Here is a 23507-nt window from a genome sequence, read left to right on the forward strand (position 1 = left end):
AGATCTTGTGGCTGGTTTGTTGCACCTTGTCCTACTTTACCGGAAGATGAGGGCTCTCCATGCAGAAGACCCCGGACGAGAGCATCCGGGGTCTTCTGATGGTTTGTAGCGTAGTGGGTTAGGGGACGGTCTGGAAGCGGCCGTTCTTCAGGCCAACCGCGTAGGGCGCATAGATTGGTACACCAGCACCGACGATCTCGGTGATGAAGTTGGCACCGTCGCCTGCAACCCAGACGTTACCGGCCTGGTCGACTGCGGTGGCGCGACCGGAGGTAAAGACGGTCGAATCCTTCTGGTAGCCGGTGGCGGGAGAGAGTCCGCCCGCGATGTTCTGACTTCCGAGTTCGCTGACGCTACCGGTACGAGTGCCATTTGTATTGTTAGGAATCCACACGTTGAGACGGCCATCGACTGCGATGGAGGTTGGGGCGGCGGCTCCGATCATTGCCGGAGTATTGTAGGGGAAGCCGTTGAGGTTGGTGTAGGTGCCAGCAGAGAGAATGAGTCCATCGATGTTGCCGTTGTTGAACGACGAGACGAAGAGTCTGTTGTCATGGCTGAGCGAGATGCCGTAGGAGTTGCCGGAGGTTGGGATTGAGCTGGTGAGGAAGCCATTCAGGTTTCCACCTGCGACGCTGGGCGATACCTCGGCGACTGACGTCGTACCGGTGGTCACGAAGATGTTGCCCTGGATAGCATTTCCCTGGTAGTCCGGCATGAGGCGAACCGGGTTTGTGCCAACGTTGCTGGAGATCTGAATCGGAGTGACCGCGGTAGTTGCTGCCGCTGCATTGGGGATCCTGTAGAGAGAGCCAACAGCCCCCGCGACGGAGGTGAAATAAACGTTCCCGACGCCATCCGCTGTAACCCCGCCGACGGGCGAGACGGTGGCTGGGAAGGCGAGAGCGGTGGAGTTGGACGGGTTGTAGCGATAAAGGCTTGCGCCGGAACCGATCCAGACGTTGTTGTTGGAGTCGATAGTCGCTCCGCCTTGCGATCCGCCGCTGCCGAGAAGGACGCAGGTGGTGGGTACTCCAGCGCCCGAGATCTCAGAGAGGTTGCCGGTACCGGCCTGCGAGTTGGCGATCCATACGTTGTCTGCCGCGTCGATATTGATGTCGATGGGCGAGCTGATGAAGCCGCCGCTGCCGCCTGTGCTGGTACCGCAGGTGCTCATGCTGGAGTAGCTAACCGCAATGGTCCAATCCGTAGGCTGGGTGGCAGCCGCGGGTTGATAAGGACCGGCGACTCCGCCGGCGAGGCCGAAGAGCGTAGCTACGTTAGCTGTGCTGCCGTTGCTGGGATTGGTGAGAATGTAGTAGATCGCCTGGAGCGTATCGGTTGCTGCGGTGAAATTAGTGTTGAAGTTGTTGGTGTACGCCGAGGTTGGCGGTACCGCGGCTGCGAAGAGTGAGGTGCAGGGTGCCGAGCCGCTGGTGGCGGTGTTGATGCAGGCAGAGAGGATGTTTCCGAGCAGATTAAGTTTGCCGACCTCGGGCGTTGCCGTGACGGAGACGCCAGGAGCGATGTTTCCGCTGGCTGCGTTCAGTGTGGTCGAAGTGACGGCGGTACCTGCGGAGGAGTCAGCCAGAAGTGCGATGGTCGCTGGAATCTGTTTGATGATGGTGGACTGCTGGCCAGTACCGTCGGAAACGATGGCATATGGGATCGCACCGCCGGTCGGATTGAAGAACTGTTGCACGGCTGCCATTGTTGCGACGGTGGTCACTTCTGTCATATCGACGTGGTTAGCTGCGGTGAGTTCAACGCAGGTGCCGTAGACAGAGATGAAAGCAGCGGCAGTATTGTTCTGCGAAGTATCCCCGTTATTCTGGGTATTTCCGCCCTTCGAGATGACGTAGACAAGCGGGTCATTATTGCCGGCTGGGCAGGAGAAGGTGTTTCCGGTATCGGTGTTGCCGTTGACGGGGTCCTTGATGAAGGCAAAATTTCCGCTGGCGTCGGTGGTTGTGGTCGCGGCGACGCTGGGCACCGTTCCTGGGCTGCCCTTCAGTCCGGCGTAGTACAAGCTCACGGTTGCGCCGACGACAGGTTGGTTGCCGCCGTGGATCTTTCCGCTGAGGGTGGCAGCCTGGCTGAGTGGGTTTGTGTTCGTAGCCGTCGTCGCCATATTCGAACAGCCGGCGGTGAAGACCGCGCTCGATGCCATAAGCGCGAGCAGATTTCGCTTTGAGCCCGTCAGCCGGGCGAAAGAGTTGCCAATCATGGGTGTTCCCTCCGAAAGGTGGTAGTGCGGTTTGCTGTTCAAGGTGATGCTGACCAGAGACGAATGTCAAATCAAGAGCACGATATCAAGAGTGAGACAGGCTGGGGGAAAAATGTCGGTCTGTCGGATAAATACAAACTGTCAGGTCAATGCAGGCTGCAAGGTTAATGCAAAAAACTATGGAGCATCTGGAACTTCCTTTGATAACGGAGCCTCTTCGGGTCGGAGAGCCCCTGAGGGGGGAGGACAGTTACAGGACAACGGAAAGTCTTTCAACATCTCATGATGGAGCATAACCGAGGTTGGCCATTCTGTTGCTAAATAACTCGTGACACTTTTGGGTCATTCATATGGAAGAGTTAACAGGCTCGACGGCGTAGCTGCCCGCAATATGCAACTAATTGCAGTCCTCCGATGCAGGCGTTACCGACGGCCTGGTTTCTTCTTAGGGATGCGGGTGGGACTTTGACCATTATTCGACTGATTCGCTTGGGCAAACTGCCGGCGGTTCGCCCCCGGAGCTTAATGTTTTGCCGACCCGGTTGAGGGGTGACTGAGGGTGATTTTGACTGGCGGGGTGGCCGGTGACAACGTTCGGGAAAGAGAGCTAATCTAACCGAGTAGACTGCTACCATTAGATCGTTCGCTAACGGAGAAGACCATGAAACCAATGTATCTTGCAGCAAGCTTAGCTCTTTCTACGACCTTACTCCTGGGCGGATGCAAAAGTTCCACGCCTGCTCCGGCTCCAGCTGCTACTCCGGCTCCAACCCAAAGCCTGAATCCGGATGGGACACCTGCTAACCCGGGTTCGTCGAGCGCGGCGGCGCCGGCTACTCCTGCGGTATCGCCTACGACTTCGACTCCTGCGATTCCCCCTCCGCCGCCTCCAGGCCCCGTAGCTGCAGCGGCTCCGAATCTACCTCCACCTCCGCCGCCTCCGGTGAGATTGACCGCCCCGGCAGGGGCTTCGGTGACGGTTACGGTGACCGAGCAGCTGAGTGCAAGCAAAAACAGTGTTGGCGATGGGTTCTCCGGGGTGTTGGCGGCTCCGGTGAAGACTGCCGGAGGCGGGGTTGTCTTCCCGCGAGGAGCCCATGTCGTCGGCACCGTAGTTGCGGCTAAGGGTCGCGGACGGTTCAAGGGATCAGGCGCGCTTGGCATCGCGGTGACGCAGATCTCTGGGACGGCGGTAAGTACGAGCTCCTATGAGAAGGATCAGTCGGGCAAAGGAAAGCGTTCGGCTGGCTTTATTGGCGGCGGCGCCGGTGGCGGCGCTCTGATTGGCGGAATCGCCGGCGGCGGCAAGGGTGCATTGCTGGGCGGTTTACTTGGAGCGGGCGCAGGAACGGCCGGCGCAGCGTTTACGGGGAATAAGGATGTGGTGATTCCGTCGGAGTCGACTGTCACCTTTCACCTGACGGCGCCGGTCTCGATCACATTCCGCAATCGAGATCGGAATCGGGACAACAGCGATAGACCAAGCGATACACCATAAGATCCGCAATGGTTTGATTGATAAGCACCTGCTCGATCTTCCGGGCAGGTGTTTTTTTGTGCGCAGAGAACACGGTTGGATGACGGTAGACTTGAAAGATGCGACTGAATCCTGTTTTTTTGTTGTCCGCCACCGATGTGGCACACTTCCCTACTGAAGCGAAGACCTTCGGCGCGCCTGAGGTGGCGTTTCTCGGGCGGTCGAATGTTGGAAAGTCCTCGTTGATCAACTCCCTGCTGGGTTCGCGCGAGGCGAAGGTGTCGTCGACGCCGGGGCGGACACGGGCGATCAATTTTTTTGCGCTGCATGAGGGCGCGGGAGACAAGATGAAGGTGAGGCCGACGTTGATCTTCGCGGACCTGCCGGGGTATGGGTATGCAAAGATCTCGAAGTCGATCTCGGCGGAGTGGCCGTCGTTTATCGAGCCTTATCTTGCGGAGCGGGAGACGCTGACCCTTTGCATCTGCCTGGTGGATACGAATATTCCGCCGCAGGAGAATGATACTCAATTGATTACATATTTCAAACAGACGCAGCGGCCCTACCTGGTGGTAGGGACCAAAGCGGACCGGCTTTCGAATAATCAACTGGCGAAGTCTGTTGCGGCGTTGAAGAAGGCTCATGAAGTAGAGGAGATTTTGCCGGTGTCCGCGAAGACGGATGCGGGGACAAAGGTGCTTTGGGCGAAGATGATGGAGGTGGCGGAGTAGCTGGAAGAAACCTTCATCGGATGAAAGGCGATTTCCGGCGCGACTGCCATTAATCATACGGGGCTACAATTTTGGCGTCGTGGCTGAGACGGGCCAAAATCTCCCAGGCAATTCTTCCGAAGGAGTTTTTATGAAACGCACGTTGATGATGTTTTTTGTTGCAGTGCTGGGCTTGGCCCCGGTGGTGATGGCGCAGGGGCAGACGGTCGGCCAAAAGGAGACGGGGCTTGCGGCCGTTTATTCCAGCAGACTCAATGGGCATGTTACGGCGAGTGGGCAGATGTATAACGGATCGGCCTTGACGGCAGCGCACAAGACGCTTCCCTACGGAACCAAGATCAAAGTGACCAATACCAAGAATGATAAGAGCGTGGTGTTGCAGGTCAACGATCGAGGACCTGTGCAGGCTGGCCGCATTCTCGATATCACTCCGGCTGCAGCGGCACGGTTGGGCATTCCGAGAAAGGCGATGCGGGATGTACCGGTCGAGGTGATCGAGCAAGGCAATGGCAAGACGACTCGACAGCACGCGGAGTAAGGTGCCGTAGAGATGGAAAGGGCGGCGATGACAGATTTGTCATGCCGCCCTTGTTTTTCTTGGAACGTGTGGTGGGCTAGTCGCCGTAGTATTCGAGGCCGAGATGGGTGATGAGGTCTTCCCCCATGATGTGACGGAGGGTGTTCTTCAGCTTGATGTGCTGAATGAAGAGGTCATGCTCTGGGTAGACGCCGGGGGCGGAGTCCGGATCCTTGAAGTAGAAGCTGAGCCACTCCTGAATGCCGAGGCCACGCAGTGAAGGTGTGCGGGCGGCCAGATCCATGAAGAGGATCAGATCGAGAGCGAGTGGAGCAGCAAGGATGGAATCGCGGCAGAGGAAGTCTACCTTGAGCTGCATGGGATAGCCGAGCCAGCCGAAGATGTCAATGTTGTCCCAGCCTTCTTTATTGTCGCCGCGGGGCGGGTAGTAGTTGATGCGGACCTTGTGATAGAGATCCTTGTAGAGATCTGGGTGCAGCTCGGGCTGAAAGATGTGCTCGAGAACGCCGAGCTTCGAGACCTCTTTGGTCTTGAAAGAGTCGGGATCGTCGAGAACTTCGCCGTCGCGGTTGCCAAGAATATTGGTGGAGTACCAGCCTGCGACGCCGAGGTTGCGGACCTTGAATGCGGGAGCGAGAACGGTTTTGATGAAGGTCTGGCCGGTCTTGAAGTCCTTGCCGCAGATGGGAGCGTTCATCTTCTTCGAAAGCTCCTGCAGTGCGGGGATGTCGACGGTGAGGTTTGGTGCGCCGTTGGCGAAGGGTATGCCTTCCTTGAGCGCGGCCCAGGCGTACAACATCGAGGGCGAGATACCGGGGTCGTTATCGACGAGGCCCTTCTCGAAGGCTTCGAGCGTCTGGTGGACTGCTGTCTGCTCGAGGTAGATTTCAGTAGAGCCGCACCAGATCATGACCTGGCGGTCGGTTTTGGTTTTGAACTCCGCAATGTCGTTGCGAATCTGGTTGGCGAGGTCGCACTTGTTCTTGCCGGTCTTGATCTTCTGGCCGGTGAGGCGCTTGACGTAGTGCTGGTCGAAGACGGCGGGCATCGGCTCGATGGACTCGAGGAAGGGACGCATCTGTTCGAGCTGGTCGCGGTCGAGTACCTGCGCGGTCTTGGCTGCGTCGTAGAGGTTGCCGCCGAAGATGTCCCAGCCGGTGAAGACGATGTCGTTGAGGTCTGCGATGGGGACGAAGTTCTTGATGAGCGGGGTGCGTGCATCGGTGCGTTTGCCGAGACGGATGGTGGCCATCTGCGAGGTGGAACCGATGGGTTTAGCGAAGCCGCGGCGAATAGCTTCTACACCGGCGATAAGTGTGGTGGCGACGGCTCCCATGCCGGGAATCATGACGCCTAGTTTTCCAGTGGCAGGCTTGATGGTTGCCGCGTCCTGCGCAGCGGATGCTGGCTTAGCGGCCGGGGGTGTAGACATTCTTGGCGGTACCCTTCTGTCGTGCGATATTCCGTGTAGTGCGGACTCTCTAGTATCGCTTAGCGGAGAGGAGGGGTGCAAATGGGGAGGCACTGTCCGAACATCCACAGGGCGATGTTTGTTCGCAACTATGTTTGCGCAACTCTGACGATAGCCAGAGGCGTGGGATAGGGTTTCTACCTCGGAGGCGTATCCAGGTATTTGATGAGCAGGACTTCGTTGCCGATCTCGCTGTAGATCAGCTCGTCTACGGTGCCGTTTGCGAGGAGGAGGCCGTATCCGCCGGGGCGCATTCCATCCTCTTCGCGCTTCCGGATATGGGCGGTGGGATCCTGTGGAGGATTTGCGATGGCGGCGTGGGTGAGAGACTCCTGGCGGAATCCTGCGCCGGGGTCGCGTACGTGAAAGACCAGTGTTCGTGCGGTGCTAATGGCGGTGACCTCGACGACCTGCTCGGGATTGAAGGCGGCGCCATGCTCCATGGCATTGAGCAGGATCTCTCGCAGCGCCTGCATCAGGTCGAGTTGTGCAGTGTCGGGTAGAAGGTTGGTGAACTCTTTAGCAAAGGTGAGGAGGCGCTCGGCGGTGATGAGGCGGCAACTGACACGGACGGAGACCCAGCCAGGACGAGCGGAGAGAACATGGATGTCCTGTTGCCACCGATTGTCGGAGGTTGTATCGGCGGCCAGGTTCGCGATCGCCTGCACATCAAAGGGGGGCGTAAAGCAGGCGAACACGTGGGCTCGCAAGGCCGCGATTACGTCTTCCGGCGTGCTGTGGTGGGCGAGAGCGATGCACTTTACGCCCGGACGGATGTGGCGCATCTCGTCGAGCAGAGCCAGATCTTCTTCGACGGAGCTGTTGGCGCAGGTGATGACAACGCTGAAGGATCGCATCCGCAGGCGCTGCAGGGCGTCGGCGTGACCAGAGGCATAGTCACTGGGGATACGGGCGAGAGCGAGTGCATCGCCGATACTTTTGGCGACTTGGGTATCACTTCCAATGACCAGGACACGGCTCATGGTTGGCTCCGAGGAAGGTCACGTTTAACTTTAGATTATCTCGTTCGCAGAGTCGTGGCAGGTTTTCGCGATATTCTTCATTCCGTCAAACCGAGGTCTATCACGGACGGCGGGTGCTTAGATTTCGGAGAAGAAGACGGACGGGGGAACGTGAAAGCGGCGGCTCAGACGCTGGATATGGTCGCGCGTAAGCTGGCGGCGCCCGGAGAGAATGAGTGAGACGGTGGTTTCGCTCCCGAGTTCGTTGGCGATGTCGCGCTGGGTGAGACCGTTTTGGTCGAGCAGAAAGCGTAGCACCTCTGCAGGCTCGGCGTCAGGCACGACGTGATGTTGAGATTCATACTGGTCGATGAGCAGAGTGAGGAGCGCGATCGCTTCGTCCTCGTAAGCGGTCGGGGCAGACTTCGCGGTGAGCTCGAACAATGCTTTCGAATAGGCGGCAAGTTCCTTGTCGGAGCGTATGAGGTGGGGCGCTCCCAGGCGAATCATCCTGGCGGGATTGGCTAGCGTTGTACTCATCGTTTGACCCCCTTGTCCCAGTTGGCTGTGTTGTCGTACTGCTTGTGCGTAAGAAAAGACCGGATGTAGATGTGGCCTTCGGTGATGCGTGAGGCCCTCTGCCGCGAATAGTGAATGATGGTAATGAGTCGAAAGCGGTTCTGACGAATATTGAAGATAACGTATCCCTCGACGGCATCTGCGTCTGGGAAGACCTGCCTGACCTCCACAAAGTTTCTCCGCCGTGCAGCGGTCGCGATCTTGTACCAGGCTCTTATCTCATTTGCGGCCTCTGGATACCGGGTTTCGGCTTCGAGCAGATGCTTTCGGGTTACTACATTCATAGACGAAAGCCTGTCATGAGAGCCTAACTTACTCTCCAATCTCTCCAATTTTACTTTGCATAATGCAAAGTAGTCAACCGACGCCGTGCCATGCGGTAGAGGCGGTTGCGGCTAGGCAGCTTCGGTGCGGATGCGGTTCTTCCAGTGGGAGGTAATGAACCAGACTGCGCCGATCACCAGGACTATTTCTACGCCGAGGTGGAAGCGGTGGAAGATGGCTTTGAACTGGGGGTTGGTGTTCCAGCTTGCGCCTAGTTTCATGCCTACCCAGGCGAGGGCGTAGCACCAGGGCCACGAGCCGATGAAGGTGTAGAGATGGAAGCGAAGCTGGTTCATCTTTGCGACGCCCGCGGGGAAGGCAATGAAAGTGCGGACAATGGGGAGCATGCGGCCGATGAGGACGGTGATGGAGCCGTATTTGGAGAAGAAGTGATCGACCAGGTCGAGATCGCGACGGCTTAGAAGCATCATGCTGCCGTAGCGCTCCACCATGGGACGACCGCCCTTTGCGCCGACCCAGTAGGCGGGAATGGAGCCGAGGTTCGAGGCCAGCGATGCCACCGTGGCCAGGATGATGAGCTGGAGCTGCGTGTGCGCGAGAGCGTAGCCGGCGAGCGGCATGATGACTTCAGACGGGATGGGGATGCAGGCGGACTGAATCGCCATCAGGAGGATGACGCTGGCGTAGCCGCCCGCGGCTATGGCGCCGATGAGGAGTGCAATGATTTTTTCTGACATGCAGGAGCAGTATACGGGGTGAGGGTTTGGTGAGGATGAGCTAGCATGGAAGAGTCAGGAGATCTGCACCATGTCGAATACTGTTACCGAAGCGGGAACCTCTGTTGCCACCGAGACTAATCCTAGTGCGCCGACTCAGGCGGGACGGCCAGCGAGTGGCTATGGGACGGGTTCTCAGCCGCAGGCGGCTCCGCATGACCCTTCGAAGCCGGCGGTGAAGCGGCAGATTGTTTGCTTCAGCTTCTACAAGGTGATGCCGGAGTGGCGGCGATTGCCGGCGCAGGAGAAGGCGGCGCATAAGGCTGCGTTTGCCGAGGTGCTGGCGAAGTGGAATAAGCCGGGGGAGTTTGTGTCGCTGACGTACTCGACGATTGGGACACGCGGCGATGTGGATATGTGCGTGTGGTCGATTGGGTATGGGGTGGATGAGCTGAACCAGATGCGGAGCGAGTTGATGCGGACGCCGCTGGGGGGATATCTGAACTCGCCGCATAACTTTCTGGCGATGACCAAGCGGTCGCAGTACCAGATTGACCGGCCGGATGAGAGCGAGGGCGAAGGGCGTGGAGCGATTCGGCCGGGTGGGCAGAAGTACATCTTTATCTATCCGTTCTGGAAGACGCGGCCCTGGTATCTGCTGTCGGCTGCGGAGCGGAAGCGGCTGATGGATGAGCATATTCGGATTGGGCTGATGTATCCGCGGGTGAAGCTGAATACGACCTACTCGTTCGGGATCGACGACCAGGAGTTTGTGGTGGCGTTCGAGACCAACTTTCCGGAGGACTTTCTGGATCTGGTGCAGCAGCTTCGGGAGACCGAGATCAGTCTTTATACGCTGGCTGATACTCCGATCTTCAGCTGTGTGCGGGTGCCTGCGGCAGAGATGCTGGATCGTCTGGGTTAGGAACGCATGGCGAAGACGACTGTGGTTCGGACTGCTGCTAAAAGTAAGGCCGTGGTTGGAGCGAAGGCTCGCGCGATCGCAAAGACGGAGTCGGTTTCGGCTAAGAAGAAAGCTGGAAAGACGGTGAATCCGACTTCGCCCGAGCGGGTAGCGGCGATTCTTGATGCTCTACGGAAGACCTATCCCGGAGTGGTGTGTGCGCTGAATCATAAGAGTGCGTGGGAGCTGACGGCGGCTACGATTCTGTCGGCGCAGTGTACGGATGTTCGCGTGAATCTGGTGACTCCGGCGCTGTTCAAGGCGTTTCCTACCCCGAAGGCGATGGCCGCTGCTTCCCTGCCGGAACTTGAGGAGTTGATTCGGACGACTGGTTTTTTTCGCAATAAGGCGAAGTCGATTCAGGGTGCGGCAAGGGTGGTAGTAGAGAAGTTTGGGGGGAAGGTGCCTCAGACGATGGAACAGATTCTTACGCTGCCGGGGGTGGCTCGGAAGACTGGGAACGTGGTGTTGGGGTCGTGGTTCAACATTGCGGTGGGAGTGGTTGTAGATACGCATGTTATGCGCCTGTCGCGGCGGCTGGAGTTGACCAGAGAGACTGCGCCGGAGAAGGTGGAGCGGGATCTGATGAAGATACTTCCGCAGGACCGGTGGATCGCGTTTTCCCATGAACTCATTCATCATGGGCGGCAGATTTGTCTCGCTCGGAAGCCACGGTGCGCGGACTGTACGCTGGAGAGGCTTTGTAACTCAGCGGACAAAACGTGGAGCTCGCATTAGTACCCTCCCCCTCCCCTCTCGACACAACGCAAAAATCTAAAAAATAAATCCGAAAAATCTGGCGTACTTTTCGCCCCCCAAAACATGGCTGTCAACTCACCATGTTTCACCACCCAACCACCACAATCTCACCAGCGAAATTCCACACCAAACACCATACATTTCTCAAAAACCCCTTTTAAAACCACAAATCGCCTCGCCAGATTTTTTACCGATGAGTGAAGTGAGTGGCGAGGGATTGGACGAGCGCCGGGATGGTGGATTCGGCAGCTTCGATCGAGGGTTCGTGGCCAAGGTCGCGAAGCTCCTGGCTGGTGACGGGACCGATGGAGGCGAGGGTGATCTTTGGCGGAAGGGTGAGCTTGGCAACTTCTAACAAACCCATAAGGTTACGGGCAGTGGAGGCGCTGGTGAAGGTGATGGCGTCGGGATAGTTCTCCGGTGCGCTGAAGAGATGTTGAAGCGCGGGGATGGAGTCGGGTGGTGTCTGGTTGCGGTAAGCTTCGGCGATGGTGACGGTGGCTCCGGCGGCGGTCAGGGTTGCGGGGAGCGTGTCGCGGGCTTCGGCGGCGCGGGGGAGCAGGAAGGATCTGCCGGGGGCTTCGGGCAAAAGAGCTTCGGCCAGCGATTCGGCGATGTATTGCGGAGGGATAAGGTCGACGGTGAGTCCGATGGCGTTGGCGGCGCGAAGGGTGGCGGGGCCGATGACGGCGATGTGTTTGGCAAGTTGGGTGAGGTGGAGGAACTGGGCTCGGCGATGGAAGGCTTCAACGGCGTTGGCGCTGGTGAAGATGAGCCAATCGTAGGTGCGGAGGCAGGTGATGGCCGCGTCGAGGGCGGCGAAGGAGGCGGGTGGGACGATCTCGATGGTGGGGATTAGGATGGTGATCGCGCCAAGGGCTTCGAGTTGCGTTGCGAGCTCGGAGGCCTGATGGCGGGTTCGCGTGATGAGGATGCGTTTGTTAGTTAGGGTTGGCATCCTTTGGATATTGTATGTCTCTCGCTGATGGCGCATCTTATGCAGCGGTTCGAGAGAAGCAAACTGTAATCTTCCCGGCTTCCAAACGAAAAGCCGAACCTGGCAGGTCCGGCTTTGGTGAAGACATATGACTGGGAAGAGGCGACTAAGCCGTTTTACCGCTGAGCACGGGTGGAGCAGCTACGGATTTGGCTGGTTTGATGACGCCGATTTGTTGCATGATTCCAAGTTGGTCGGAGCTACCCCAGCGTTCGGTCATCTTTCCGTCTTTGAACTTCGAGATCTGCATGCCGCGGGCTTTAACCTTTTTGCCGGAGGGCGGGATGCCGAGGAAGTTGCCGTCGTGCGTGCCTGTGATGGTATAAGCGAAGCCTACATTGTCCTCGTCTGCGACGAGATGCTCGACAGCGATGGACAGGTCCGGAAAGGCAGCGCGAAGTTCTGTGAAAAACATGATGAAACCTTCCACCCCTTTACCTTGATCGGGTGCGGGATCGTGGTCTTTTACATCGGACGCCATGACGTCGTGGAGTCTCTCGAGTTTGCCGCTGTTGATAGCTTCGCCCATTTTTTTCTGTGCTTCGATGTTCGATTCCTTGCTCATGAGTTCCCTTCCTGGTGAAGTCGGGCCCGTTGATGAGGCTCGGCGGTTGAGAGTTAGGTGAAGATCATGCGGCGTGGGGGTGGAGGATTACTTTAGTCCAGCCATCATCGCGGTTGTCGAAGTGCTTGTAGGCTTCGGGAGCCTGGGATAAAGGAAGCTCGTGGGAGATGATGATGGATGGATTGGCCTTGCCGTGGTGGATGAGGTCCATCAAGCGGCGGTTGTAGGCCTTAACGTTGCATTGACCGGTACCCATCTTCTGTCCCTTGAACCAGAATTTACCGAAGTCAAAGGCAATTTGGCCCTTCTTTTCGAGGGGGTCGTCGGCTTTGGGATCGTGCGGGATAAAGACGCCGACTACACCGAGCGTTCCAGTGGCTTTGACGGCGTCCACAAGGGCGTTCATGACCATATTGGGCACCTCCTTGCCTTTGGAGTTGTGGCACTGGTAGCCGATGCACTCTGCGCCACAGTCTGCGCCTAATCCGTTGGTCAATTCGCGAATCTGTTCGCTGACGTTGTCGTTGGACGAGTCGATGGGAGTGGCTCCAAGTTTTTTAGCGAGGGTGAGGCGGTCGGCTTTGTGGTCGACAACGAAGATCTGACTGGCGCCTTGGATCTTGGCCGAGAGTGCAGCCATGAGACCGACGGGGCCGGCTCCATAGATGAGGATGGATTCGCCGGGTTTGAGGTCGGCGAGACGAGTGGAGTGCCAGCCGGTGGGAAAGATGTCAGAGAGCATGACGTAGTCTTTCTCTTTGGCGGTGGCGTCTTCGGGGAGTTTGAGGCAGTTGAAGTCGGCGTAGGGGACGCGGAGGTACTCGGCCTGCCCGCCGGAGTAGGGGCCCATGCCGGCGAATCCGTAGGCTGCTCCGGCCATGCCTGGCATGACTGATGGGTCGGAGCAGGTGAGACAGTAGCCGGTGAGGCCGCGCTCGCAGTTAGCGCAGAATCCACAGCCAATGTTGAAAGGGAGGACAACCTTCATTCCCTTCTTCACAGAGTCGACGGCTTTCCCAACCTCGACCACTTCTCCGAGATTTTCGTGGCCGAGGATTTTGCCTTTTTCTACGTCGGTACGGCCTTCATACATATGAAGGTCAGAGCCGCAGATGTTGGTAGTAGTGAGCTTGATGATGACATCGGTCTGCTTTTCGATTTTGGCGTCGGGGACAGAGTCAATACTAACTTTCTTCGGGCCGTGGTAGACGAGTGCTTTCATGTGACGTTCCTTTTCTGGTGAGGCTTGGCTGCTTTGTGGCGCAGCCGGGTTAGGCAATGGTGCTCGCCTGTTTGGTTCGGTTCTGGATTTATTGCCGTCGCTGCTCTGGGCGGTGCTGTTATTAGCAGACGCTGCATAGGAAAGGTTCGAAACACTCTCGGCGTACGGAGAGAAATGTGGCCGGCGACGACGCGATCGGTCGCCGGCTATGCAAGAAGTAGATGCGAAGGAGCCGGGTGAGGTTTGCCGGCTTGCGTGGGATGGTGTGATTGGTCTTATTTATGGTGTGTGCGCTTTGGGGGTCTCAGGTTCGGAGATTTGGGCCGGGATGGGGGGTTTGTCAGGAATCTTGACGATCCGTTCCTGCACTCCTTCTACGACGTCGCTGACACCTTTGCTGAGCAAGAAGGTGAATGCGGCGAATGCAAAGAGTCCTAAGGAGCTTAGATCTCGTGCGGGCATGTGGGTGAGGTTGGATTTTTGAAGAAGCGTGAGATTCGACAAGATTGCGATAACGATTTGCGACAGGCCATAGAAGATCTTCAGATGTTTTTTGAACAGGTAGAGGAGGATGCCCACGAGGAGGAGGCCGGTGCAAAGGATAGAGCGCGCGAGTACGTTGTAGTAGAAGGAATGGGAGGCGAAGTGGTCTCCGACGGATCGGCGAAAGACCAGGTACCAGCAGAGCAGGCTGACCAGAAGGCCGGTCAGTGCAGCGATGGTGAGATGGAGCCAGTAGAGTTGGCGTGTGCGGGATTTCTCGAATGCGTGAGACTTTTTGTAGAGGATGAAGAGAAACACGGCTATCGGCAGGATGAAAAATACGATGGCGTGGACGATGACGAGGTGTGGACCCCACTTTTCAATCCAGCTGAGGTAGATATCGTTCCAGTGAATCTCCGTTGGGGTGATGCGAAAGGCTGCCCAGAAGATCAGCCACCACAAACCGGCGAAGAAAAGCACAAGTAGCGCGGCAAGAAGAAAGAATCGCGGCCTTAGCTTTTCAGGCTTATCGTTTTCCTCTGGCATAGTCGTATCCAATAAAACAACGCGGAGACGTATGGCCCGGGACCCGTGAAGCAGGCATCATTTTACAAGAACGGTTAGCTGTTGGAGAGTGCGAGGGTAAGGAGATCGAGGGCGCCTTTGGATTTGAGGTCGTCGGCGACGCGGAGGCCGAGGGTGATGGGGTCGGTGTCGGGAGCGGCTTCAGTTTCGACCTGGACCATGGATTCGCCGTCGGGGGAGACGACCTGGGCGACCATCTTCCACTTCCCTTCTTCGTGGAAGCAGTGAGCGCCGATGGGGAGTGAGCAGCCGCCGCCGAGGGCGTCGAGTGTGGTGCGCTCGGCGTCGATGGCGAAGCGGGTGTAGGGGTGCTCGAGGAAGGCGATGGCGTTGCGGAGGTAGGTGTCGCGGGCTTCGTCGATGGCGTGTTCGGGGCTGCGGGTTTCGAGGGCGAGGGCTCCCTGGCCGGGGGCGGGACAGAGCTCGCAGGGGGAGAAGCGCTGGTGGACGGATTCAGTGCGCTTGAGCCGGTCGAGGCCGGCGGCGGCGAGGACCAGGGCGTCACACTGGCCCTGCTCGAGTTTGCGCAGACGGGTATCTATGTTGCCACGGACATCTACGAAGGTGACGTCGGGGCGGAGGGCGAGGATCTGTGCGCGGCGGCGGGGGCTGGTGGTGCCGATGCGGCCTCCTGCAGGGAGGGTGTGGAGCGCCCAGTAGGGTTCGCAGACCCAGACGTCGCGGGCGTCGGCGCGTTTGGGGATTGCAGCGAGGGTGAACTGCGGGGCTAGTTTTGTCGGGAGGTCTTTCAAGCTGTGGACGGCGAGGTCGATGCGGCCTTCTTCGAGAGCCTCTTCGATTTCTTTGATGAAGATGCCTTTGCCGTCGAGGTTTGGCGGAGGGATGAAGCCCGGTTGCTGCATGCGGTCGCCAGTCGTGCGAATGATCTCGAGCTCGACGTGGTACCCGGCGTCACGAAGGGCGTAGAGGATGTGGTTGGCCTGCCAGAGAGCGAGTTGAGAGCCTCGGCTGCCTATGCGAATTGGGTTGCTGGAGTTATTGTGCTCGGAACTCATAGTCTTAATTAGGATACGGGATGATGGGCCGGTGTTTGCATGATAGAGCTGTGGTTTGTACCCGGGGTGAGGAAAAGCAGGTTGCTCCACTTCCGTTTTGACTCTCCTTGGGGGCAGGTTCGATGCCACGTATTATCGGTGGCAATCATTCCTCAAAATTTCAGCGTTCGTGGAACCAAGTCGGTGGTGAGAGCGTAAGTGCCTGACAGACATGAGAGCTGGAGGGAGTTCATGCAGGATATTCGGGTTGCGTTGCGTCAGTTTTACAAGTCGCCGGGCTTTGCCATTACGGTTGTGCTTACGATTGCGTTGGGAATCGGGGCGAATACGGCGATCTTTACGCTGGTGCACGCGATCCTGTTGAAGTCGTTGCCGGTAGCGGATCCGAAGACACTGTTTCGCGTGGGGGACCAGGATGATTGCTGCGTCAATGGCGGCTTTATCAATGACAATGGGGACTTCGATCTTTTTTCTTACGAGTTGTACAAGCACTTTCAGGAGACGACGCCAGAGTTTGAACGGCTTGCGGCGATGCAGGCTGGCGGAGAGCAGAAGACGACGCGGCGAGGCTCGGAGCCGGCGAAGTCTGAGCGGGCGCAGTATGTGTCGGGAAACTTCTTTACGACGTTTGGGATTGGGGCGTTTGCCGGGAGAATGTTGACGGATGCGGACGATACGCCGGGTGGGGCTCCGGCTGTGGTGATGAGTTACCAGGCGTGGCAATCGGACTATGGCAGCGATCCAAAGGTGGTGGGATCGACGTTTTATCTACAGGGCCAGCCAGCTACGGTGGTGGGGATCGCTCCGCCGGGATTCTTTGGGGACCGGATCAGGAGTAATCCACCGGGGCTGTGGATTCCATTGGCGATGGAGCCTGCCATTGAAGGGAAGAACTCGATTTTGCATGTTCCGGATAGCAACTGGCTGTATGCCGTGGGGAGGATGAAGCCGGGGGTCAGCATTACGGCGCTGCAGGAGAAGATGTCGGGGAGCTTGAGGCAGTTCCTTTCGGCGCAGCCTAATTATTCTCGTAATGGTGGGTCGACGATTATTCCGAAGCAGCATGTGGTGATTGTGCCGGGTGGCGCGGGTATTCAGAATCTGCAGAAGCAGACGGGCAAGGGACTCTATCTGCTGATGACGATCTCGGGGCTGGTGCTGCTGGTGGCATGCGCGAATGTGGCGAACCTGTTACTGGCGCGGGGGACAACACGGCGGGCTGATACTTCGGTACGGATGGCGCTGGGCGCGGCTAGGAGCAGGTTGATACGGCAGATGCTGACGGAGAGTCTCCTGCTAGGTTGCGCTGGTGGGCTGGCCGGACTGGCAGTAGCTTATGCGGGGACGCGAATGATTCTGGCGCTTGCCTTTCCTGATTCGCCGCAACTGCCAATTGCGGCGAGCCCTTCACTGGCCGTGCTGGGATTTGCATTCTTGCTGTCACTGTTGACGGGAGTGGTGTTTGGGGTTGTGCCGGCGTGGATTACCTCGCACTCTGACCCCGCCGAGGCGTTGCGGGGTGCGAACCGCTCGACGCGGGACAGGTCGTCGCTGCCGCAGAGATCGTTGATTGTGTTTCAGGCGGCGCTGTCGCTGGTGCTACTGGTAGGCGCGGGGTTGTTGACTAAGAGCCTACGGAATATGGAGCACCAGAAATTTGGAATTCAGACGGCAAACCGGTATGTTCTGCATCTTGATCCGGCTGGCGCAGGTTACAAGCCGGAGACGCTTCCAGCGTTTTACAGGACACTGGAAGATCAATTCGGGTCATTGCCAGGAGTGCAGAGCGTTGGCCTGGCGCTTTACAGCACACTTGAGGGAAACAACTGGGGGGAGGGTGTGTTCGTCGATGGACGGCCTGCACCGGGGCCAAATGACCATAACGGTTCGTCTTGGGATCGGGTGAGCAACCACTTTTTTGAGACTGTGGGGCAACCGGTCTTACGCGGACGCGGATTCACAGATCAGGATACGGCAACGTCACAGAAGGTTGCTGTGGTGAACCAGGCGTTTGTGAAGAAGTTCTTTCCGAAGGAGGATCCGGTCGGCAGGCACTTCGGAATATTCGAGCAGAAGTACTCTTCTACATTCGAGATCGTGGGCGTTGTGGCCGATGCCAAGTACACGAATCCGCGAGATGAAGTGAGGACGATGTACTTTCGTCCGCTGACTCAGACGATGACAGGGCTGACGGATCCGAATGAAGCGATGGCTGAGGGGAGGGGGCTTTATATCAACTCGGTGACGCTGTTTTTTCGGAGCGAGCCGCAAAATCTTGATGCCACCATGAGACGAACACTGGCAAATATCAATCCAGACCTGACGGTGCTTGACCTTCACTCGCTGGACTATCAGGTGGCAGACAACTTTACGCAGGAGCGGTTGATTGCGCGGCTGACGATGTTGTTTGGCGCACTTGCGCTTGTGCTTGCTTCGGTGGGCTTATATGGAATTACGTCGTACCAGGTGGCGCGAAGAACGAGCGAGATCGGGCTGCGCATGGCGCTTGGGGCAGACCGCGGTAACGTCGTGCGAATGGTGATGCGAAGCGCATTTGTGCAGGCCGGGCTGGGGTTGGCCATTGGGGTGCCGATTGCAATCTTTGGAGCAAGGGCGATGGCCGATCAACTGTATGGCGTGCGCTCGTATGATCCGGTGAGTCTGCTGATTGCGGTGGCTGTGCTGCTGGGATCGGCTACGGTTGCGGGGTTTATTCCTGCTCGCCGGGCTGCAAATATCGAGCCGATGACGGCGCTGCGCACGGAGTAGATGGAGCTTGAGATCGCACGCAACACTTTGGGTAGAAGTTTAGTTTTTCTTTATACGGAGAAGCGTTTGAGACGGGAGAGTTGTAGAAAGCTTAGCCAGATGAATCTTGGATTGTTGATCAGGTATCGACGCCATAGACGCTTGGGCTCTTTGATAAGCCGGTAAAGCCACTGAAGGCCAGACTTCTTCATCCAGTCGGGCGCTTCGGCAAGGTTACCACTGAGGAGGTCGAACGCCGCCCCGACGCCGACCATGAGTTTTACCGGCAGCCGGCCGTTGTAGGCGGCCATGAAGCGCTCCTGCTTGGGCGTGCTGAGGCCACACCAGAGAATGTCGGCCTTGGACACTGTAAGCTGGGCTCGCAGATCTTCCTCCTCTTCGGCGTTGAGTGGGCGGAAGGGTGGGGTGTAGGTGCCTACGATCTGAAGGCCGGGATAGCGGCGGGTGAGTTCGGCTCTCAACTCCTCGGCGATGCCAGGCCGGCCTCCGTAAAGGAAGTGACGGTAGCCTCGCTCAACAGAGGACTTACACAGGTTCAGCATGAAATCCGGACCATAGACGCGAGTCATGTCTTTGAAGCCGTGCAGGTGTCCCAGCCAGACGGTTGGCATGCCGTCTGGTGTTGAGAGGAATGATTTGTTGAGGATGCTTCGGAAAGCATCGTCGGATTGACCTTCGATGATGCCGTGGACGCCGGTGACGCAGATATATCCGGTGTCTCCGCGATCCAAAAGCCCTTCGGTCTGTTCCAGTGCGCTCTGCATGGACAACGCGCTGATGCCTACACCAAGGATGTTGACTCGTGGCTGGTCGCTGGCGATCATGATCACTCCTCAGTTATGAAATGCGCTAGACGATCATCGTCTGTTGGTTGAGAAACCGTATCTATCTATCGATATCTCTATTTTATATGCGACGAGGAATGATATTTGGAAGCTCTATTTGATTCAGCTAACATTGTCGATCGCTTCTCGGTACACTGTGACTGCGTATTGGTTGAGGGACTATGAACGAAAGAGATATCTTCCGCGCCTATGCCGTCCATATTCTTTTGATCGGGTGTAAGGATTCAGGCTTACAAAGGGGCGCGCTTTCGAAATGAATGTTTTACTATCCGCCTATGCATGCATGCCCAATTCTGGATCTGAACCTGGTAATGGGTGGAACTGGGCGATTCATCTTGCGGAGCGCGGAATCGACGTCACGGTACTGACCCGCAGTGACAATAGGGAGAAGATTGACGCGTACCAGCGCGATCACCCGAATGTCAGAATTAAATTCGGCTACGTGATGGTACCGACTAGACTATTCAGGCCTGGAAGCGGCCTCCACTATGCACTGTGGCAGATGTTTGCTGTCAAAGTTGCGAGGCGCCTTGATCTCCAACGACGCTTCGATTTGGTCCATCACGTGACATACACAAGCATTCATGTGCCGACGCAGCTGTGGCGATTAGGCAGGCCGACCGTGTTCGGACCAGTCGGAGGAGGTCAGACGGCGCCCCCGGCTATGCTTGAATATTTCGGCCCCAGTCGAGGAGCGGAGGAACGCCGCACTCTTTTGACTAAGGCGCTTCGCTACTCTTATCTGCACAAACGATGGCTGAAAAGGATGACCACCGTGCTTGCGGCAAACAGCGATACGCTGGAATTGATAAGAGCGATGGGACGCTCAGACGTCAGCTTACAGTTCGACAATGGCGTGGCGACCGAGTATCTCGCAGCGGGACCAAGGAGCTTCGAGCGAGAGCCTGGTCCGCTTCGCTTGATCTGGGTCGGAAGGATGCTACCGAGAAAGGCTCTGCCGATGGCACTGGATGCACTTGCCAAGGTTCAACATGCTTCGACACTTACCATTGTGGGAGATGGAATGGAAGAAGCGGAAGTAAGAAGAATGGTCGGCGAGCGTGGCTTGAATAGCCGTGTCCAGTGGGCAGGCAGGCGTCTTAGTGTAGATGAGGTTCGAGCGGCTTATTTGACGAGCGATGCCATGCTATTTACGAGCTTGCGCGAGACTTCAGGCGTGCAATTGCTGGAGGCGATGGCGCTGGGTCTGCCTGTGATTGCACTGGATCTGCATGGCGCACGGGATGTGGTTCCCGAAGAGGCTGGCATCAAGGTCCCCGTTACGACACCCTCGGAGGTTGTCTGTGGACTGGCAGCCGCTATCGAACGTTTTGCCGTTATGAGTGTTGAGCAGAAGGACGCGATGTCTCGGGCGAGCTGGGAGTTTGCAAGAACAAGCACCTGGACGGCGCGAGCTGCGAAAGCCGAAAAACTTTACACAAAGCTGGTGGCGGCAAGTGCTACAGATTGATGGAGCCTTCTCCGACCCCACGCCTGGAGCCGGAGGTTAGTTTTTGGTAATAACTGATCTTTGATTTATCAGGAGGCTCTTGCATTGGACCCCCGCAACGAGATGAGTGACTTGTCCAGCCGCTTCATCGAAACGTGGCTTTTTCTTCTCCGAAACGAAGCGAAGGTCACGAAGATCCAGTTGATGCGCTTGAATTCTCGCAACGAGAGTTCGAAAACGCCGGTTGTGGCGTCCGGCGGTCCAGTGGTGTCGATGACGACCCATGGGGATCGACTTCGCACGGTCCACCTGGCACTGGAGTCGATTGCAGGGGGGACGGTGCTTCCATCGAGATTAATATTGTGGGTTGATAGCGAGGAAGCGTATGCAAATCAGTCCATAAGCCTTAAGAGACTTGTGGAGAGAGGCGCTGAGGTACACCTTAGCCCTAACTTTGGGCCGCACACCAAGTATTATCCCTATCTTCTGTCAGCGGACACCTTCGGATCTCCGCTGGTCACCGCGGATGATGATCTCTTATATGGCAAGTGGTGGCTGGAGGGGCTGTTGCGAGCGCATCGTGAGGACCCTGAAGCAGTGAGTTGTTATCGGGCACATCGCATGAAGATTGAGAATGGAACGATCGCGCCGTATCAAACGTGGGGGCCTTGCAGTTCAACGAATCCAAGCTTTCTTCACTTCGCAACTGGAGTATCGGGCTGCATCTATCCGCTGCGTCTTCTACACAGCCTAAAGGATGCCGGCTCGGAGTTTATGCGGGTGTGCCCAAAGGCCGACGATCTGTGGCTCCATGTAAACGCCCTGCGAGCAGGGATTAAGTCTCGACAGGTTTGGAGCCGTCCGCTGCGGTTTCCGTTTGTTCCCGGGACGCAGAGTGGCGGTCTTTACCATAGCAATGTGATCTTGGCGCGAAACGATGAGCAGATTCGCGACACCTACACGGCATCAGACATTGCCCAACTGGAAGAGATTTCGCGTCGCTAGTAAACGCGGCAAAGACGTGCTGCAGTCGATATTGCTTATTTTTTTAGTTGACGCGCAGCTTCTGGAATGAGTGAGGAAGATTCTAAAGACTCAATTCCTTCTGATATGGCAAGATGGCGAATCTTACGAACACGAAGCCACAACGCAACGCCGATGATACTTTGAAAGAAAAATTGCGTTGCGCACATACCCAGCATTACGCCGTTAAGTCCGAGGTGGCGGGCAAACGGACCTGCAAGGGCTACAGAAAATGCAATAAGGGCCGGATATGCCCAAAAAACTGGGGCGGTGTACTCTAACGCTTGAAGAGCAGCTCGTAGCGGCCCCGAGACAAAGATGACAAGATAAAGCAGCGCATATAACCGAAGCACGGTTCCGTCTGACGAATACTTTTGCCCATAAGTGATCTTTAGCCAAAAGCTGGGGAAGCAGGCAATGATAGAGGTGAATAGTAACGTAATGCCACCCCACAAAAGAAATATGCGCTTGATGTATCGCAGCATGCCGTCGACGCCTTCGAGTCGCATCTGCCTGGATGCCTGAGCTGGAACGACATTATCCAGGCCCAGAAACCAGACGTGCGCTACGGCGACAATGTTTTGTGCTGCTCTCAAGATTGCGGAGGCCGCGGCGCCGTAATAGACAGGGGCTGCCATCAGGAACAAGTTCCCTGCCCCCCACTGCATGAAAGCGGTTGGCGCAAGCCATCGAGAGATAGCCCAGTGCCTCAAAAAAACGCGCTTTATCGTATGCCAATCGAAGATGACCGGTTCTAACCATCGTAGGCAGGCGAAGAACGATATCAAAGAAGTAACGGCGATGATTGTAAGAACAGTGGATATGCTTGCTCTATGGGTATGGGCGAGCCAGAAGATAATGGGAAGTTGGGTGAGGTAGCTCAACGCATCGGTCACGAGAGCCTTTTTGCTCTGACCGGTACAGAAGAAATAGCGGCGAAGGAAGTCCTGAAGCAGATACGCGAGCGTCGCCATGCTCATCGAGAGAGCAAGATTTCCCACTCCCCATTGTGGAAAGAATCTCACGGAAAGTCGAACCGAGATGTACATCACGAGTGCCGCAAACAATGCAAACGTTCCCTCTTGGACGAGGACGGAGCCATAGTAACCAGGTCGTTCTTCCGCATCCTGCTTTGGCCCGACACTGGTCATGGGAGTGACGATTAGCGCATACTGCAGACTGTTCGCAAACAAAACGGCGACCCAAGCAAGAGCGAATACGCCATAGTCTCTTAGACCAAAGCCTCGGGCAAGCAACACATTCGTCACGAAGTTTGCGCCGCTGACTAGCCCCTGATCAAGTAGGGCGGCGGGCGTTTTCCCTCCTCCGACCCTGGCAAGAATACGAGCAAGAAAGGACGGCTTTGGTTCTGCATCATCAGAGTTCAATGCCACGTATGCGCGCCTCTAAGTTTTGAAAGTATTACCCGTCGAGACCTGATTGGAAGATTTCGATCATGTGAAAATCATTGTTTAGTTATGGCGAAGTAAAAAATGCCCTATCAGCAGGTTCCTAGTACTCGAACGTAGTCAGAGCGAAAATGCTCCACCTCGCAAGTGTCTTAGGCAAATCAAAACAGACCCAACCCGCTTCTCTCATGTTACAAGGCATGAGCGAGAAAGAACATAATCAAGGGCAATGTTTGAGCAGGTTTTCTTTGTGAGACGGAACAGCCAATCGTCGTTACGACTAGCGACAGTAAATGACTAGGCTATGCAAGAGTTTACCGGTTGCAAGCGAGGCCACGCGACAGGTTTTTTGATGAGCAAACACGGGAGTTCACAGGAAATGGTTTTTCTGTTGCTGCGCGGGCCACTTCCATCATGAACTAGCCCCTGATCAT

At 56.8% G+C, this 23507-nt stretch carries 21 protein-coding genes and 1 pseudogene; 9 read left to right on the forward strand and 13 right to left on the reverse strand.

From position 1 onward, the window contains the following. Positions 1-118: 118 nt before the first annotated feature. A complete protein-coding gene (locus HDF08_RS09315) occupies positions 119-2227 on the reverse strand; it encodes a hypothetical protein (RefSeq protein ID WP_179638174.1) in 2109 nt (702 codons plus the stop codon). 661 nt (positions 2228-2888) lie between these two features. Here HDF08_RS09315 and HDF08_RS09320 point away from each other — a divergent pair. The 3 genes from HDF08_RS09320 to HDF08_RS09330 all read left to right on the forward strand — a co-directional run bounded on the left by HDF08_RS09320 (position 2889) and on the right by HDF08_RS09330 (position 4973). After that, the gene (locus HDF08_RS09320; protein WP_257030937.1) at positions 2889-3725 is read left to right on the forward strand and encodes a hypothetical protein; all 837 of its coding nucleotides are present in this window, start codon (positions 2889-2891) and stop codon (positions 3723-3725) included. Positions 3726-3823: 98 nt separating this feature from the next. After that, entirely contained in the window at positions 3824-4435 is a 612-nt protein-coding gene (gene yihA, locus HDF08_RS09325) for a ribosome biogenesis GTP-binding protein YihA/YsxC (RefSeq protein WP_179638175.1), read from the forward strand. Between the two features lie 130 nt (positions 4436-4565). Then, positions 4566-4973 (forward strand): septal ring lytic transglycosylase RlpA family protein, encoded by a 408-nt coding sequence (locus HDF08_RS09330; protein ID WP_179638176.1) that lies wholly within the window; start codon positions 4566-4568, stop codon positions 4971-4973. Positions 4974-5049: 76 nt separating this feature from the next. Here HDF08_RS09330 and HDF08_RS09335 read toward each other — a convergent pair whose 3' ends face one another. The 5 genes from HDF08_RS09335 to HDF08_RS09355 form a co-directional block, all read right to left on the reverse strand. After that, positions 5050-6405 (reverse strand): inositol-3-phosphate synthase, encoded by a 1356-nt coding sequence (locus tag HDF08_RS09335; protein ID WP_179638177.1) that lies wholly within the window; start codon positions 6403-6405, stop codon positions 5050-5052. 176 nt (positions 6406-6581) lie between these two features. Beyond that, positions 6582-7427: an ATP-binding response regulator gene (locus tag HDF08_RS09340; RefSeq protein WP_179638178.1), complete on the reverse strand. Its 846-nt coding sequence runs from the start codon at positions 7425-7427 to the stop codon at positions 6582-6584. A 117-nt stretch (positions 7428-7544) separates the two neighbouring features. Next, complete coding sequence (locus tag HDF08_RS09345) at positions 7545-7946, reverse strand: helix-turn-helix domain-containing protein (protein WP_179638179.1); 402 nt, start codon at positions 7944-7946, stop codon at positions 7545-7547. Continuing rightward, on the reverse strand, positions 7943-8269 hold the full coding sequence (locus HDF08_RS09350; protein ID WP_179638180.1) for a type II toxin-antitoxin system HigB family toxin: 327 nt from the start codon (positions 8267-8269) through the stop codon (positions 7943-7945). The genes HDF08_RS09345 and HDF08_RS09350 overlap by 4 nt, the downstream gene beginning before the upstream one ends. Positions 8270-8380: 111 nt before the next feature. Then, positions 8381-9007 (reverse strand): DedA family protein, encoded by a 627-nt coding sequence (locus tag HDF08_RS09355; RefSeq protein WP_179638181.1) that lies wholly within the window; start codon positions 9005-9007, stop codon positions 8381-8383. 70 nt (positions 9008-9077) lie between these two features. Between HDF08_RS09355 and HDF08_RS09360 the strand changes: the two genes are divergently transcribed. Beyond that, on the forward strand, positions 9078-9911 hold the full coding sequence (locus HDF08_RS09360) for a chlorite dismutase family protein (protein ID WP_179638182.1): 834 nt from the start codon (positions 9078-9080) through the stop codon (positions 9909-9911). A 6-nt stretch (positions 9912-9917) separates the two neighbouring features. After that, a complete protein-coding gene (nth, locus tag HDF08_RS09365) occupies positions 9918-10688 on the forward strand; it encodes an endonuclease III (RefSeq protein ID WP_179638183.1) in 771 nt (256 codons plus the stop codon). A 208-nt stretch (positions 10689-10896) separates the two neighbouring features. On the opposite strand, the gene HDF08_RS09370 is transcribed toward nth, so the two are convergent. The 5 genes from HDF08_RS09370 to hemC all read right to left on the reverse strand — a co-directional run bounded on the left by HDF08_RS09370 (position 10897) and on the right by hemC (position 15577). Beyond that, positions 10897-11667, reverse strand: coding sequence for a uroporphyrinogen-III synthase (locus HDF08_RS09370; protein ID WP_179638184.1), 771 nt, complete (start codon positions 11665-11667; stop codon positions 10897-10899). A gap of 145 nt (positions 11668-11812) precedes the next feature. Continuing rightward, on the reverse strand, positions 11813-12271 hold the full coding sequence (locus HDF08_RS09375) for an ester cyclase (RefSeq protein WP_179638185.1): 459 nt from the start codon (positions 12269-12271) through the stop codon (positions 11813-11815). Between the two features lie 64 nt (positions 12272-12335). Then, positions 12336-13493, reverse strand: a complete 1158-nt coding sequence (locus HDF08_RS09380) for a glutathione-independent formaldehyde dehydrogenase (protein WP_179638186.1) — start codon at positions 13491-13493, stop codon at positions 12336-12338. A gap of 279 nt (positions 13494-13772) precedes the next feature. Then, the gene (locus HDF08_RS09385) at positions 13773-14522 is read right to left on the reverse strand and encodes a hypothetical protein (RefSeq protein WP_179638187.1); all 750 of its coding nucleotides are present in this window, start codon (positions 14520-14522) and stop codon (positions 13773-13775) included. Between the two features lie 74 nt (positions 14523-14596). Continuing rightward, the gene (gene hemC / locus HDF08_RS09390; protein ID WP_179638188.1) at positions 14597-15577 is read right to left on the reverse strand and encodes a hydroxymethylbilane synthase; all 981 of its coding nucleotides are present in this window, start codon (positions 15575-15577) and stop codon (positions 14597-14599) included. A 231-nt stretch (positions 15578-15808) separates the two neighbouring features. Here hemC and HDF08_RS09395 point away from each other — a divergent pair, with 231 nt between their 5' ends. Further along, positions 15809-18346 carry an ABC transporter permease gene (locus tag HDF08_RS09395; protein WP_179638189.1) on the forward strand — a complete coding sequence of 846 codons (2538 nt, stop codon included), beginning with the start codon at positions 15809-15811 and terminating at the stop codon, positions 18344-18346. A 50-nt stretch (positions 18347-18396) separates the two neighbouring features. Here HDF08_RS09395 and HDF08_RS09400 read toward each other — a convergent pair whose 3' ends face one another. Then, on the reverse strand, positions 18397-19170 hold the full coding sequence (locus HDF08_RS09400) for a WecB/TagA/CpsF family glycosyltransferase (protein ID WP_179638190.1): 774 nt from the start codon (positions 19168-19170) through the stop codon (positions 18397-18399). Between the two features lie 304 nt (positions 19171-19474). Here HDF08_RS09400 and HDF08_RS22125 point away from each other — a divergent pair. The 3 genes and pseudogenes from HDF08_RS22125 to HDF08_RS09410 form a co-directional block, all read left to right on the forward strand. Continuing rightward, positions 19475-20008, forward strand: a pseudogene (locus tag HDF08_RS22125) (glycosyltransferase); the annotation flags it as partial. After that, positions 20009-20662, forward strand: coding sequence for a glycosyltransferase family 4 protein (locus tag HDF08_RS21660; protein ID WP_257030938.1), 654 nt, complete (start codon positions 20009-20011; stop codon positions 20660-20662). 396 nt (positions 20663-21058) lie between these two features. Continuing rightward, positions 21059-21646, forward strand: a complete 588-nt coding sequence (locus HDF08_RS09410; protein ID WP_218884537.1) for a hypothetical protein — start codon at positions 21059-21061, stop codon at positions 21644-21646. 35 nt (positions 21647-21681) lie between these two features. Here HDF08_RS09410 and HDF08_RS09415 read toward each other — a convergent pair whose 3' ends face one another. Beyond that, positions 21682-23058 carry a lipopolysaccharide biosynthesis protein gene (locus HDF08_RS09415; protein WP_179638193.1) on the reverse strand — a complete coding sequence of 459 codons (1377 nt, stop codon included), beginning with the start codon at positions 23056-23058 and terminating at the stop codon, positions 21682-21684. Positions 23059-23507 lie beyond the last annotated feature (449 nt).

The organism is Tunturiibacter empetritectus (assembly GCF_013410875.1).
GTDB lineage: Bacteria > Acidobacteriota > Terriglobia > Terriglobales > Acidobacteriaceae > Edaphobacter > Edaphobacter empetritectus.

Bases quoted from the DNA above. Each gene is read 5' to 3' on its own strand.
- HDF08_RS09315 (WP_179638174.1), bottom strand. From the start codon at position 2,227: ATGATTGGCAACTCTTTCGCCCGGCTGACGGGCTCAAAGCGAAATCTG.
- HDF08_RS09320 (WP_257030937.1), top strand. From the start codon at position 2,889: ATGAAACCAATGTATCTTGCAGCAAGCTTAGCTCTTTCTACGACCTTA.
- yihA (WP_179638175.1), top strand. From the start codon at position 3,824: ATGCGACTGAATCCTGTTTTTTTGTTGTCCGCCACCGATGTGGCACAC.
- HDF08_RS09330 (WP_179638176.1), top strand. From the start codon at position 4,566: ATGAAACGCACGTTGATGATGTTTTTTGTTGCAGTGCTGGGCTTGGCC.
- HDF08_RS09335 (WP_179638177.1), bottom strand. From the start codon at position 6,405: ATGTCTACACCCCCGGCCGCTAAGCCAGCATCCGCTGCGCAGGACGCG.
- HDF08_RS09340 (WP_179638178.1), bottom strand. From the start codon at position 7,427: ATGAGCCGTGTCCTGGTCATTGGAAGTGATACCCAAGTCGCCAAAAGT.
- HDF08_RS09345 (WP_179638179.1), bottom strand. From the start codon at position 7,946: ATGAGTACAACGCTAGCCAATCCCGCCAGGATGATTCGCCTGGGAGCG.
- HDF08_RS09350 (WP_179638180.1), bottom strand. From the start codon at position 8,269: ATGAATGTAGTAACCCGAAAGCATCTGCTCGAAGCCGAAACCCGGTAT.
- HDF08_RS09355 (WP_179638181.1), bottom strand. From the start codon at position 9,007: ATGTCAGAAAAAATCATTGCACTCCTCATCGGCGCCATAGCCGCGGGC.
- HDF08_RS09360 (WP_179638182.1), top strand. From the start codon at position 9,078: ATGTCGAATACTGTTACCGAAGCGGGAACCTCTGTTGCCACCGAGACT.
- nth (WP_179638183.1), top strand. From the start codon at position 9,918: ATGGCGAAGACGACTGTGGTTCGGACTGCTGCTAAAAGTAAGGCCGTG.
- HDF08_RS09370 (WP_179638184.1), bottom strand. From the start codon at position 11,667: ATGCCAACCCTAACTAACAAACGCATCCTCATCACGCGAACCCGCCAT.
- HDF08_RS09375 (WP_179638185.1), bottom strand. From the start codon at position 12,271: ATGAGCAAGGAATCGAACATCGAAGCACAGAAAAAAATGGGCGAAGCT.
- HDF08_RS09380 (WP_179638186.1), bottom strand. From the start codon at position 13,493: ATGAAAGCACTCGTCTACCACGGCCCGAAGAAAGTTAGTATTGACTCT.
- HDF08_RS09385 (WP_179638187.1), bottom strand. From the start codon at position 14,522: ATGCCAGAGGAAAACGATAAGCCTGAAAAGCTAAGGCCGCGATTCTTT.
- hemC (WP_179638188.1), bottom strand. From the start codon at position 15,577: ATGAGTTCCGAGCACAATAACTCCAGCAACCCAATTCGCATAGGCAGC.
- HDF08_RS09395 (WP_179638189.1), top strand. From the start codon at position 15,809: ATGCAGGATATTCGGGTTGCGTTGCGTCAGTTTTACAAGTCGCCGGGC.
- HDF08_RS09400 (WP_179638190.1), bottom strand. From the start codon at position 19,170: ATGATCGCCAGCGACCAGCCACGAGTCAACATCCTTGGTGTAGGCATC.
- HDF08_RS21660 (WP_257030938.1), top strand. From the start codon at position 20,009: ATGGGACGCTCAGACGTCAGCTTACAGTTCGACAATGGCGTGGCGACC.